This is a genomic window from Streptomyces cinereoruber, from assembly GCF_009299385.1.
Lineage (GTDB): Bacteria > Actinomycetota > Actinomycetes > Streptomycetales > Streptomycetaceae > Streptomyces > Streptomyces bikiniensis.
On sequence record NZ_CP023693.1, the window covers coordinates 2589713 to 2602151 of the forward strand.

A 12439-nucleotide genomic window follows, 5' to 3' on the forward strand; every position below is an offset into this window, starting at 1 on the left:
GTCACGGGGCTCAGCGGGACTCAGTCGTCGTCGCCGAGGACCGGCTCGGGCAGCGTGCCGGCGTTGTGCTCCATCAGGCGCCAGCCGCGCGCGCCCTCGCCGAGGACGGACCAGCAGCAGTTCGAGAGCCCGCCCAGGCTCTCCCAGTGCCGGGACTCCAGGCCGAGGAGCCGGCCGATGGTGGTGCGGATGGTGCCGCCGTGGCTGACCACGACGAGCGTGCCGTTCTCCGGGAGCTTGTCGGCGTGCTCCAGGACCACGGGGGCGGCCCGGTCGGCCACCTCGGTCTCCAGCTCGCCGCCGCCCCGGCGCACGGGCTCGCCGCGCTTCCACGCGGCGTACTGCTCTCCGTACCGCGCCACGATCTCGTCGTGGGTCAGCCCCTGCCACTCCCCCGCGTACGTCTCGCGCAGCGCGGCGTCGTGGGCGACGTCGTGGCCGGTGAGCGCGGCGAGCTCGGCGGCGGTGGCCGCCGCCCGCTTCAGGTCGGAGGCCACGATGGCGTCCGGCTTGAGCGCGGCGAGCAGCCGTGCGGCCCGGCGCGCCTGGGCGACGCCGGTCTCCGTCAGCTCGATGTCGGTCGAGCCCTGGAAGCGGCGCTCCAGGTTCCAGGAGGTCTGGCCGTGGCGCCAGAGGACGATGCGGCGGCCGGTGCCGGCCCTGGTGGCGCTCAGCTCAGCTCACCGTCCGGTCCGTCGGGGAGGCCGGAGGCGTGGCCGGAGGTGTCGACGCCGCTCAGGGCGGCGTGCTCGGCGCCCTTGCCGCGGGTCTTCACGGCGTCCTCGGGCAGCTCCAGCTCGGGGCAGTCCTTCCACAGCCGCTCCAGGGCGTAGAAGACCCGCTCCTCGCTGTGCTGGACGTGGACGACGATGTCGACGTAGTCCAGCAGGATCCAGCGCGCGTCGCGGTCGCCCTCACGGCGGACCGGCTTGGCGCCGAGCTCCTTGAGGAGCCGCTCCTCGATCTCGTCGACGATCGACTTGACCTGGCGGTCGTTGGGCGCGGAGGCGAGCAGGAAGGCGTCGGTGATCGACAGCACGTCGCTGACGTCGTACGCGATGATGTCGTGCGCGAGCCGGTCGGCGGCCGCCTGGGCGGCGGTCTTGACGAGCTCGATGGAACGGTCCGTGGCGGTCACAGGCAGGCTTTCGTCGGCGGTCCAGTACCCCTCCAGGGTCTCACGGACCGCCGACGGCGCCGTCTGACTTTTCCGGAGCGCCGCCGGCGGGCCCCGGTCGGCGGCGCTAGCCGGCTCCGGGTGCCTTGTAGTCGCCGCCCAGGACGACGGTGACGGCGGCCGCCCCCGTGGTCTGGCCCTTGCGGACCGAGCCGTCCGGCAGGCCCAGCGTCTTGGCGACCTCGGCGGCCGCCGCCTTCTGGGCGTCGTCGTCGTAGAGGACCTGCGACTTCTCCTGGGACGGCGCTCCACTGGCGCCCACGATGGCGTAGCCGCCGTTGGCCAGCACGATCCGGGCCGCCTCGGCGGCGTTCCTGCCGGAGCCGTCCCGCAGGGAGACCCGGGTGATCCCGTCCGCCTCGGGGGCGGTGACCTTGCCGCCGAGGATCTCCTTCACGACGCTGTCGCTCGCGCCGTCGGTCAGGGCGCCGTCCTCCTCCACCGGGAGCACGGCCGTCTTGTAGGCGCCGACCTTGGCGTGCTCGGCGAGCTTGGCCAGGGAGGCGCCGAGGTCCTTCTCGGGGAGCGAGGGGTCGAGGATCTGCTGGAGGGTCTCGATGGTGACCGTGGCGGCCGCGGGGTCGTCGGAGATCTTCCGCAGCACCCCGTACAGGACCTGGCCGAAGCGCTGGAGCTGCTTGGCGTCGGCCTCGCCGGGGGCCCGGTAGGTGGCGTAGGCGACGGCGGCGCGGCCGTTCAGCGTCTGCTGCTCGCCCTTCTTGACGAGCGGCTCGCCGCCCTTGGGGGCGGGCACGTCGGTGTCGGTGTCGGTCTCGATGCCGCTGACGACCTCGACCAGGTTCTCCAGGTACGGGGTGTCCAGGCGCCAGGTGCCGGCGATCTTCGTCCCGAGGAGGTTGCCGATCGACTCCCGGGTGCCGCTGGAGCCGTCGTCCTCGACCGACTTGCCGAGGGTGGTCGCGGAACCCTCGGCGTCGGCGACGACGACCGAGTTGGGGAGCAGGACGGTGGTGCCCTGGCGGGTGGTCGCGTTCTCCACGAGGAGGGCGGTGGAGGTTCCGCCGTTCGTGGTGTCGTGGAGGTGGACCACGATGGTGTCGCGCTTCTGGGGGCCGGTCGCGGTGGCCCCCTTCTTCTCCGGTTCGGAGGTGCCGGGGAGCAGGCCCGCGGACCACAGGTAGCCGACGCCGCCGACGACGGCGAGCACGAGGACGACGACGAGCGCGACGATCCGGTTGCGGCCCCGCCGCCTGGCCTCCTCGCGCCGCTCCGAACGGCTCTCGGTGAACTTGAGCCAGTCGATGACGTCCTCGGAGTCCTCGTCGGGCTCCTCGATGAACGAGAACTGCTCGGTGCGGTACTCGCGGTCGTCGCCGTCCGTACGGGACGGGGCGGGGCGTGGCGTCCGCCCCGGGGCGGACCGCTCGGAGGCGGGGCGCTGGCCGGGGACGCCGGGCGGGGCGGCGACGGGCGCGGCCGGGGCCTCGGGGGCCGGCCGCGCGGGCTCGGGCCCGGACTGCGGCTGGTACTGGGGGTGGCTCTGGGGCTGCGGGTGGGCCTGGGGCTGGACGGCCCACTGCTGTCCGGTCCCGGCCCCGGCGCCGACCCCGGTGTCGTAGGAGGGGTAGGCGTAGCCCTGCTGCCCGTACGGGTCGTACGCGGGCTGCTGGGCCTGCTGCGGCTGCGGCGGCTGCTGTTGCTGGGCGTAGGGGTCGTAACCGTACGCCTGCTGCGGCTGCGCGGGCTGCCCGTACGGGTCGTAGTGCTGCGCGGGCTGCTGCTGCGCCTGCGGCTGCTGGTACACCGGCTGCCCGTACTCGTCGTAGCCGATGATCTGCGGCTGCGGACGGTACGGATCGTACGGGTGCTGCTGGTCGTTCACCGGTGCCCCTCCCCGAAGCTCACTGGCCGCGGTACAACTGGCGCTTGTCGATGTAGCGCACCACGCCGTCCGGCACCAGATACCAGACGGGATCGCCCTGCGCGACCCTCGCCCGGCAGTCGGTGGAGGAGATGGCGAGCGCGGGGACCTCGACGAGCGAGACCCCGCCCTTGGGCAGGCCGTCGTCGGTGAGGTCGTGGCCCGGGCGGGTGACGCCGATGAAGTGGGCGAGCGAGAAGAGTTCCTCCGCGTCGCGCCAGGTGAGGATCTGCGACAGCGCGTCGGCCCCGGTGATGAAGAAGAGGTCCGAGTCGCCGTTGAGGGAGTGCAGGTCCCGCAGGGTGTCGATGGTGTAGGTCGCACCGCCGCGGTCGATGTCGATCCGGCTGACCGAGAACTGCGGGTTGGAGGCCGTGGCGATGACCGTCATCAGATAGCGGTCCTCGGGTGCGGACACGGCCTTGTGGCTCTTCTGCCACGGCTGCCCGGTCGGCACGAACACCACCTCGTCGAGATGGAACAGGGCGGCGACCTCGCTGGCCGCCACCAGGTGTCCGTGGTGGATCGGGTCGAAGGTTCCGCCCATCACGCCGAGTCGGCGCTTGCCGCGCCCGCCAGTACCAGTAGGCACTTCCTGCTCTCCCATGCGTGCAGAGCCTACTGGCACGGCGGCGGCCGCCGGATCAGCGGTGCCGGTTCAGCGGTCGCGGTTGAAGCGGGTGGTGATCCACAGCAGGAGCATCAGGGCACCGAAGGCGCCGATACCGGTGAGGTAAGGGTTGAGGCTTTCGTGGTTGCCGCCGTGCTCGGCGCCCTCGGCGAGGGTGACCAGGTGGGCGGCGGCGCTGTGGAGGCTCATCTTCGGCAGACCTAACGATCGGGGATGGGAGCGGAGACTTCGCGCACATCGTATGCGGGCCGTCCGGACGCGCTCACGCCGACTCAGGCGTTCGCGTCGCGCCCCGTGTTGCCGCCCGTCCCGGCGGTGCCGTCCTCGCCGCCCGGGGCGTCCGTGCCGTCGGTGCGGTACCCGCGCAGCAGGAACCAGGCGAGCAGCACCCCGCCCACGATCGAGGCGAGCAGCACGATCCGGAGCGTGTCGCCCGGCCCCTGGTCCGCGGCGGCGGCGAGCAGGGCGGCGACGTCGGCGGTGGCGGCGGCGGCGGTGTCCGGCATGTCGGTCGTGCCCTTCGGTCGTCCTCGGTGCCCGAGTTATCCACAGGCCCCGCCACACGGTAGCGCCAGCGCCTAGTCTGGGTGCAGTCAGGGGGACGAGCACCGACTCGTACGAACAGGGGGCATCCATGACCGAGAACGACCACGGGAGCGCGCCGAGCAGGCAGCGGAAGCGGTTCCCGGGCATCTCCTCGCGGGCCTACGAGCATCCGGCCGACCGCTCGGCGCTGGTGGCGCTGCGCAAGCTCAGCGGCTTCGACACGGCCTTCAAGGCACTCAGCGGGCTGCTGCCGGAGCGCAGCCTGCGACTCCTCTACCTCTCGGACTCCGTCCGGGTGAGCGACGCGCAGTTCAGTCACCTCAACGACATGCTGCGGGACGCCTGTTACATCCTGGACCTGGAGAAGGTCCCGCCGATGTACGTGACGCAGGACCCGAAGCCCAACGCGATGTGCATCGGCCTGGACGAGCCGATCATCGTGCTCACCACCGGTCTCGTGGAGCTCCTCGACGAGGAGGAGATGCGGGCCGTCGTCGGCCACGAGGTGGGGCACGCCCTCTCGGGGCACGCCGTGTACCGCACGGTCCTGTTGTTCCTGACCAACCTGGCGCTCAAGATCGCCTGGATCCCGCTGGGGGCGGTCGCGATCACGGCCATCGTGACGGCGCTGCGCGAGTGGTTCCGCAAGTCGGAGCTCTCCGCCGACCGGGCCGGGCTGCTCGTCGGGCAGGACGTGCGGGCCTCGATGCGCGGTCTGATGAAGATCGCCGGCGGCAACCACCTGCACGAGATGAACGTGGACGCGTTCCTCGCCCAGGCCGACGAGTACGAGAAGGCCGGGGACCTGCGGGACTCGGTCCTGAAGATCCTCAACGTGCTGCCGCGTTCGCACCCCTTCACGGCCGTCCGGGCGGCGGAGCTGAAGAAGTGGTCGGAGAGCCGGGACTTCCAGCGGATCATGGACGGGCACTACCCGAAGCGCTCGGAGGACAAGGACGCCTCGGTCTCGGACTCCTTCCGGGAGTCGGCCGGGCACTACGCCGAGACCGTGCGGAACAGCAAGGATCCGCTGTTCAAGCTGGTCGGGGACATAGCGGGCGGCGCCGGGGACCTGGCGGGCGACCTGGGCGGCCGGCTGCGCGACCGGTTCGGCGGCCAGGGCTCCGCGAAGGCGGACGGCGGCAAGGCGTCGGCCGGGGACGACGAGGCCCGGGGCGACACCGGGGACGGTCAGAAGGAAGGCTGAGCCCGCGGGGCCAGCGCTCCGCACAGCGAGGGGGCTGCGGGCCGGTCCGTGGCGTACGGGTCGGTGACCGCCGGCCCGCCGCCCGCCTCGGCGGCCCGCGCCCCCGCCAGGAGCGGCTTCAGGGAGCCCGTGGTGTCCGTGTCGCAGGCCTGCGGTCCGGCTTCCGTGGTGCTGCTCAGGAGCTCGGCGCGGTGCGCCCGCAGGTCCTCGCGGTCGAAGCGGAAGTGCACCGCGCGGTGGACGGTGAAGAGGGACGCCGCGGCGACCGGTCCGGTGCCCCGGGCGGCCGGGCGGAGGGCGTAGGTGTACGTGTGGTCCGCGGTGACGTCCAGGGTGTCGGGCCCGGTCTCCTCGAAGCGGAGGGTGCCCTGGACCCGGACGGCGGGTTCCGCGAGGGCGACCTGCCGGGGGTCGAAGCGGACGAGCCAGGCGGCGAGGGCGTGCCGGCCGTCGTCGGCGGGCGTTTCGACGCTCCGGTCGAACTGCGCCAGCTGGTCGGGGTCGAGCAGCAGGCGTACGGGCCGGACGGTGGCGCCGGTGAGGACGTCGGGGTCCAGGGAGGAGGCGGTGAGGTACTTCCTGGCGATGTCGAGGGCGGCGACGACCTGGCTCGCGGCGAAGTGGGGGGTGCGCCCGGCGACCGGCGGGTTGATGCCGGCGGCTCCGACGCGGTACTCGGCGGCCGGGCTGCGGGCGAAGAGCCGCGCGGGTTCGCCGCCGGGGACGGGGTCCCGGGGGGCGAGCCGGACGAGGGTGGTCCGCAGGGGTTCGGCGCGCTGGTCGACGGGGGGCTGGTACGGGTTGCGGACGCCCAGGTAGACGGCGGTGCCGAAGGCGAGGAGGACGAGGAGGACCAGCAGGAACGCCTGGCGGGAGCCGCTCCGGGCGGCCCCGGAGGGGAGGCTGCGGACGGCCTGGGCGTGCTCGCCCATCCGCTCCCGGGCGGAGAACTCCTGGAGGCGGGCAGCACGGACGAACGCCTCGTCGAAGACGACGGATCGGTACTCGTCCTCACCACCGCCGGGGAACCCCTCGGGTGTCCCCTCAGGCGGGTCGCCACGCCCTGCCATACCTTCAGGGTAGGTCTGCGGGGGCTTCGGTAAACGCCCAGGTACACGTCAAGTTCCGAAGAGTTCCGCCATCGGGGCGGCCGGGTTCCGGCGCGGGGCCGGTGCGGGACGGGCCGGGGTCCGGGTCGGGGAGCGTCGCGGGGCCGGTTTCGATCCGGGGGCCGGGTGGGGGCTATCCGGGGGACGCGGAGCGTGCGGCGGGGGCGTGGGCCGCGGGCGGGGCCGGGTTCGGGGGCGGGGCGTCGACCCCGGTGGTGGCCGGCGGCGGGACCTGGTCCTGGCGGTTGGCGGAGGCGCCCCGGTAGACGGCGCTGAAGGCGAGGGCGACCATGCCGACCCCCATGACGAGGGCGAGGACCCAGGCGACGGGCCGGTGCCAGCGGGCGCTGCCGCGGTAGGGGCGCAGGGCGCCGCCGTGGGGGCCGTAGGGGCTGTCGTCGTCGCCGATGTCGTCGGGCTCGTAGGTGAGGCCCAGCGGGTCGTGGCCGTCCTCGTAGAGGTCGTCGTCGGCCGGTCCGCCGCCCGCGCGGGCGCGGGCCGACTCGGCCTCGGCACGGGCCTGGGCGGCGGCGAGGAGCCGCTCGACCGCGGTCGGCTCGTGGACGGGGGCGGCCCGGACGAACTCCTCGTCGAAGACCACGGCGGCGTGGACCTCGTCAGCGCCTCCGCGGTCGACAGAGTCCTCGGGGTCTCCGCCGTTCTGGAACGGCCTGCCCCCCATGTCGTCCGGCACGGATTCAGGGTAGCCCCGGAAGGGGGTTTTGGGCAGGGAGAGTGCGAACCCTCCCCGCCCGTACCGAAAGCCGTACGGGGCGAAAACCCGCCCGTACCGGAAGGAGGTGTCGGAGGTGGTGTCGAAGGAGGTGTTACCGCACGTGACCGTCGCCGGTGACGATGTACTTGGTCGAGGTCAGCTCGGGAAGGCCCATGGGCCCCCTGGCGTGCAGCTTCTGGGTGGAGATGCCGATCTCGGCGCCGAAGCCGAACTGGCCGCCGTCCGTGAACCGGGTGGAGGCGTTCACGGCGACCGTGGTGGAGTCGACCAGCTGGGTGAAGCGGCGGGCCGCGGCCTGCGAGGTGGTGACGATCGCCTCGGTGTGGCCGGAGGACCACGTCCGGATGTGCTCCACGGCCTTGTCGAGGGAGTCCACGACGGCGGCGGCGATGTCGTACGAGAGGTACTCGGTCTCCCAGTCCTCCGCCGTGGCCGGGACGACGGTGGCCTTGGAGCCCTCGGCGAGGGCGAGGGTCCGCTCGTCGGCGTGGACGGTGACGCCGGCCTCGGCGAGGGCGTCGAGGGCCCGGGGCAGGAAGGCCTCGGCGACGTCCTGGTGGACGAGGAGGGTCTCGGCGGCGTTGCAGACGCTGACCCGGTGGGCCTTGGAGTTGATCAGGACGTCCACGGCCATGTCGAGGTCGGTCTCGGCGTCGACGTAGACGTGGCAGTTGCCGGTGCCGGTCTCGATGACCGGGACGGTGGACTCCTCGACGACGGTCTTGATGAGGGAGGCGCCGCCGCGCGGGATGAGGACGTCCACGAGGCCGCGGGCCCGCATCAGCTCGCGGACCGAGTCGCGGGACTCGCCGGGGACGAGCTGGACCGCGTCGGCGGGCAGCCCGGCGCCCCCGACGGCGTCGCGCAGGACGGTCACCAGGGCGTTGTTGGAGGCGTACGCGGAGGAGGAGCCGCGGAGCAGGACGGCGTTGCCGGACTTGAGGCAGAGGGCGGCGGCGTCGACGGTGACGTTCGGGCGGGCCTCGTAGATGATGCCGACGACGCCGAGGGGGACGCGGACCTGGCGCAGGTCGATGCCGTTGGGGAGGGTCGAGCCTCGGACGACCTCGCCGACGGGGTCGGGCAGCGCGGCCACGTCGCGGACGTCGGCGGCGATGGCCCGGACGCGCTCGGGGGTGAGGGTGAGCCGGTCGACGATGGCCTCGCTGGTCCCGGCCTCGCGGGCCTTGGCGATGTCCGCGGCGTTGGCCTCGACGATCTCGGCGGTGCGCGCTTCGAGGGCGTCCGCGACGGCGAGGAGGGCCTCGTCCTTGACCGCGCGCGGGAGTGGCGCGATTTCGGCGGCGGCGGCACGGGCCCGGTGGGCGGCCCGGGTGACCGGGGAGAGGTTGTCGAGGGGCGTGAGCGAGGTCATGCCCGCAGGGTACTGGCACCCCTGCGGACATCCCTCACGTATCCCGCACTCCGAGACGTATCCCTGGACGCCCTTCCGGGCACGTCCCGGGGCGTGCCCCCGGACGTGCTCCGGTCGTCCCCGTCGGGGGTCCCGCCCCTCAGTAGGGGTGGACGCCGACCGGGGCGGCGGGCGGCGGGCCGTAGCCCTCCGCGATCCGCTGGTGGTAGGTCTCGCGGTCGATGACCTCCAGGCCCACGATCTCCCAGGGCGGCAGCTTGGCGGTCTGCCGGTGCTCGCCCCACAGGCGCAGGGCGACGGCCGCCGCGTCGTGCAGGTCGCGGGCCTCCTCCCAGTACCGGATCTCGGCGTGATCGTTGGCGTAGCGGCTGGTCAGCAGGAAGGGGTGGTCGTGGGCCAGCTGTTCGAGCCCCCGGCGCACCTCCTTCAGCGGCGACTCCACGCCCGACACGCTGAGGGTGATGTGCCAGAGCTTGGACACGGGCCGTTCCTCGGCGCGTGCCTCACGTGTCTCGCGTGCCCCATCCGTGTCGGTGGTGGTCTCGGTCTTCCTGTCCGTGGGCCTGTCCCGTGACGCGTCGAAGTCGGCTCCGGCCTCGACGCTGGTCAGGGCGCGTTCGGCAGTCCCACGGGGCGGCGCCCCTGGGCGCGCTCGTCTCACCGGCGACCTCCTGTGTGATGCGTGTGGTGCTGTACCCCGCCTTGCTCTTAACCCCCGAGACAAAGTTGACCAGTCCGAGGCGGCACTTGGGGCGGTTTTGGTGAACGTCCCTTCCGGATGGCCGCAGTTTCAGCCGTTTCGGCGGAGGCGTTCGACGGATGGCGTACGGGGCACGGCGATCGGCCGGCGGCGCGCTGTCAGGCGATGACCACGAGGTCGTCGCGGTGGACGACCTCGCGCTCGTACTCCGGTCCCAGCTCCCTGGCGAGCTCGTGGGTGGAGCGCCCGAGCATCCGGGGGAGCTCCTTGGCGTCGAAGTTGACGAGGCCGCGGGCGACGGCCCGGCCGGCGGCGTCGCGCAGTTCGACCGGGTCACCGGCCACGAAGTCGCCCTCGACGGTCGCGACACCGGCCGCGAGCAGGGACTTCTTGCCCTCCACGACGGCACGGACGGCCCCGTCGTCGAGGGTGAGGGAGCCCTGCGGGGTGGAGGCGTGGGCGAGCCAGAGGAGCCGGTCGGCGGAGCGGCGGCCGGTGCGGTGGAAGTACGTGCCGGTGTCCCGGCCGGTGAGGGCGTCGGCGGCGCGGCTCGCGGAGGTGAGGACGACGGGGATGCCAGCGGCGGCGGCGATCCGGGCCGCCTCGACCTTGGTGACCATGCCGCCGGTGCCGACGCCCGCCTTGCCGGCCGAGCCGATCTCGACGTGGGCGATGTCCTCGGGGCCCTTGACCTCGGCGATCCTCGACGTGCCGGGCTTGGACGGGTCGCCGTCGTAGAGCCCGTCGACGTCGGAGAGCAGCACGAGCAGGTCGGCGCGGACGAGGTGGGCGACGAGGGCGGCGAGCCGGTCGTTGTCGCCGAAGCGGATCTCGTCCGTGGCGACGGTGTCGTTCTCGTTGACGACGGGCAGCGCGCCCATGGTGAGGAGCTGGTCGAGGGTCCGGTACGCGTTGCGGTAGTGGGCGCGCCGGCTGGTGTCGTCGGTGGTGAGGAGGACCTGGCCGACGCGGACGCCGTAGCGGGCGAAGGAGGCGGTGTAGCGGGCCACGAGCAGGCCCTGGCCGACGCTGGCGGCAGCCTGCTGGCGGGCGAGGTCCTTGGGGCGGCGGGTGAGGCCGAGCGGGGCGAGGCCCGCGGCGATGGCGCCGGAGGAGACGAGGACGATCTCCTTCTCGCCGCCGCTGCGGACCTTGGCGAGCACGTCCACGAGGGCGTCGACCCGGTCGGCGTCGAGCCCCCCGGAGGCGGTGGTGAGGGAGGAGGAGCCGACCTTGACGACGATCCTGCGGGCCTCCGTCACGTACTGCCTCGCGCTGTCCGTCTGACCCGTCACCTGCGTCGTCACCTGCGTCGTCCTCACTCGCCGTCCCGTGGCGCCGGGCGCTGCGCGCCGCGGCCGCCAGGGCAATCTACGCGAGCCGGGAGGGCTGCCGCTCGTCCGTTTCGCTCCCCGGACCGGACGGGCCGGACGCGGCGGTGGCCGCGCCGGTGCCGCGGGGCACCAGGATCCGCTGGGAGATCAGGTAGGTGAAGGGGATCGCGACGACGGCCGCCACGAGTGGCGCGATCCTTTCGTCCATTCCGACCCAGGTGACGAGCACGAACAGGCCGGTGCTCTGCACCACGAAGTTGGTGAGGTTGGCGAGGGGGAAGAGGGCGAACTTCTTCCAGGTGGGGCGGGTGCGGTAGGTGAAGTAGGTGTTGAGGAAGAAGGAGCCGATCATGCTGAGCACGAAGGCGATGGAGTTCGCGGCGAGGTACGGCATCCACGGGTGCAGGAGCAGGTAGAACCCGAAGAACGTGCCGGTGTTGACCCCGCCCACCAGGCCGAAGCGGATGATCTCCGCGAGCCGCGCCCGCAGCGCGGGCGACCGCCCGGCGGAACCGGCGCCCCCGGCGGAACCAGCAGGTTCGGCGCCCTCGGCAGAACCGGAACCGGAACCCTCGCCGACCGCGCGACCGGTCTCCCCGACCGGGCCGGGCCGCTCCTCCCGGCCCGTCCCCATCAGCGCTCCCGCTCGGTGGTCGCGACGCGCAGGTGCTCGGCCGCGCGGTCGGCGACGGTGCGACCGGCGGTCGTGCTGCCGAGGGAGCGGTGGGTCTCCTTGACGAGGAAGTGCGGCCGGCGCTTGGTCTCGTAGTAGATGCGGCCGATGTACTCGCCGATCAGCCCCAGCATCATCATCTGCACGCCGCCGAGGCCCACGATGATCGCGACCAGGGTGACGTATCCGGGCGCGTCGACGCCCTGCGTGATGGCGTTGACGACCACCCAGACCGCGTACAGGGCGGCGAGGCCGGTCAGCATCATGCCGAGCCAGAGGGCCATGCGCAGCGGACGGTTGTTGAAGGAGATCAGCCCGTCCATGCCGTAGTTGACCAGGGAGCTGAACTTCCACTTCGTCTCGCCGCCCTCGCGCGCGGCGTTCCGGTAGTCGAAGGTGACGGTGTCGAAGCCGATCCAGGAGAAGAGGCCCTTGGAGAAGCGGTTGTACTCGGGGAGCGAGAGCAGCGCGTCGACGGCGGGCCGGGAGAGCAGACGGAAGTCGCCGACGCCGTCGGTGAGCTCCACGTCGACCCAGCGGTTGACGGCCCGGTAGTAGGTGCGGCTGAGGGCGCTGCGGATCTTCTTGTCACCCTCACGGGTACGTCGCGCTATCACCTGGTCGTGGCCCTGGTGGTAGAGCTCCAGCATGCGTTCCAGCAGCTCAGGCGGGTGCTGGAGGTCGGCGTCCATGATCACCACGGCGTCACCGACGGCCTTGCTCAGGCCCGCGAGCATGCCCGCTTCCTTGCCGAAGTTGCGGCTGAAGGAGGCATACTGGGTGCGGTTCGGGTGCAGGGAGGCGATCTCGCGCAGCTTGCCCAGCGTCCCGTCGGAGCTCCCGTCGTCCACGTAGCAGATCTCGTAGTCGACCGCGAGGGTGTCGAGCACCTGACGCATCCGCGCGTCGAAGAGTTCGACCACGTCCTCCTCGTTGAAACAGGGGACGACGACGGAGAGTTTGGTCATGGAACGGTCACTCCAGAAGGATGGACGAGAGCACGCTCTGAGGGGCCACCACCGGGCTCTTCTTCAAGCGGCACCGTGCGGTACAAGGTGGTGATGACCGT

General features: G+C 72.6%; 14 protein-coding genes. 1 reads left to right on the forward strand and 13 read right to left on the reverse strand.

Annotation, left to right across the window (positions count from 1 at the left end; genetic code table 11):
- Window positions 1-20 precede the first annotated feature (20 nt).
- The 6 genes from CP977_RS11545 to CP977_RS11565 all read right to left on the reverse strand — a co-directional run bounded on the left by CP977_RS11545 (window position 21) and on the right by CP977_RS11565 (window position 4196).
- On the reverse strand, window positions 21-674 hold the full coding sequence (locus CP977_RS11545) for a histidine phosphatase family protein (RefSeq protein WP_062755738.1): 654 nt from the start codon (window positions 672-674) through the stop codon (window positions 21-23).
- Entirely contained in the window at window positions 671-1138 is a 468-nt protein-coding gene (gene rsfS / locus CP977_RS11550) for a ribosome silencing factor (protein WP_109185930.1), read from the reverse strand. Before rsfS ends, CP977_RS11545 begins: the two co-directional genes overlap by 4 nt.
- 106 nt (window positions 1139-1244) lie before the next feature.
- The gene (locus tag CP977_RS11555) at window positions 1245-3020 is read right to left on the reverse strand and encodes an LCP family protein (protein ID WP_152370045.1); all 1776 of its coding nucleotides are present in this window, start codon (window positions 3018-3020) and stop codon (window positions 1245-1247) included.
- 19 nt (window positions 3021-3039) lie between these two features.
- The gene (gene nadD, locus CP977_RS11560; protein ID WP_079131209.1) at window positions 3040-3666 is read right to left on the reverse strand and encodes a nicotinate-nucleotide adenylyltransferase; all 627 of its coding nucleotides are present in this window, start codon (window positions 3664-3666) and stop codon (window positions 3040-3042) included.
- Between the two features lie 51 nt (window positions 3667-3717).
- Entirely contained in the window at window positions 3718-3879 is a 162-nt protein-coding gene (locus tag CP977_RS34015; protein ID WP_167309045.1) for a hypothetical protein, read from the reverse strand.
- Window positions 3880-3962: 83 nt separating this feature from the next.
- On the reverse strand, window positions 3963-4196 hold the full coding sequence (locus CP977_RS11565) for a hypothetical protein (RefSeq protein WP_062755731.1): 234 nt from the start codon (window positions 4194-4196) through the stop codon (window positions 3963-3965).
- A gap of 128 nt (window positions 4197-4324) precedes the next feature.
- Here CP977_RS11565 and CP977_RS11570 point away from each other — a divergent pair, with 128 nt between their 5' ends.
- Entirely contained in the window at window positions 4325-5443 is a 1119-nt protein-coding gene (locus tag CP977_RS11570) for a M48 family metallopeptidase (protein ID WP_152370046.1), read from the forward strand.
- Here the strand turns inward: CP977_RS11570 and CP977_RS11575 are convergent.
- From CP977_RS11575 to CP977_RS11605, 7 genes are all read right to left on the reverse strand, one after another.
- Window positions 5428-6513, reverse strand: a complete 1086-nt coding sequence (locus tag CP977_RS11575; RefSeq protein WP_062755727.1) for an SCO2583 family membrane protein — start codon at window positions 6511-6513, stop codon at window positions 5428-5430. The two genes, CP977_RS11570 and CP977_RS11575, sit on opposite strands and share 16 nt — an antisense overlap.
- Window positions 6514-6685: 172 nt before the next feature.
- Window positions 6686-7246, reverse strand: coding sequence for an SCO2584 family spore wall biosynthesis protein (locus CP977_RS11580; protein WP_104860532.1), 561 nt, complete (start codon window positions 7244-7246; stop codon window positions 6686-6688).
- Window positions 7247-7379: 133 nt separating this feature from the next.
- A complete protein-coding gene (locus tag CP977_RS11585) occupies window positions 7380-8663 on the reverse strand; it encodes a glutamate-5-semialdehyde dehydrogenase (RefSeq protein WP_062755725.1) in 1284 nt (427 codons plus the stop codon).
- A gap of 139 nt (window positions 8664-8802) precedes the next feature.
- Entirely contained in the window at window positions 8803-9324 is a 522-nt protein-coding gene (locus tag CP977_RS11590) for a hypothetical protein (RefSeq protein WP_062755723.1), read from the reverse strand.
- A gap of 197 nt (window positions 9325-9521) precedes the next feature.
- Window positions 9522-10625 (reverse strand): glutamate 5-kinase, encoded by a 1104-nt coding sequence (proB, locus tag CP977_RS11595; protein ID WP_109186122.1) that lies wholly within the window; start codon window positions 10623-10625, stop codon window positions 9522-9524.
- Between the two features lie 109 nt (window positions 10626-10734).
- Complete coding sequence (locus tag CP977_RS11600) at window positions 10735-11331, reverse strand: GtrA family protein (RefSeq protein ID WP_152370047.1); 597 nt, start codon at window positions 11329-11331, stop codon at window positions 10735-10737.
- Window positions 11331-12338 carry a glycosyltransferase family 2 protein gene (locus tag CP977_RS11605; RefSeq protein WP_062755721.1) on the reverse strand — a complete coding sequence of 336 codons (1008 nt, stop codon included), beginning with the start codon at window positions 12336-12338 and terminating at the stop codon, window positions 11331-11333. Before CP977_RS11605 ends, CP977_RS11600 begins: the two co-directional genes overlap by 1 nt.
- Window positions 12339-12439: the final 101 nt, after the last annotated feature.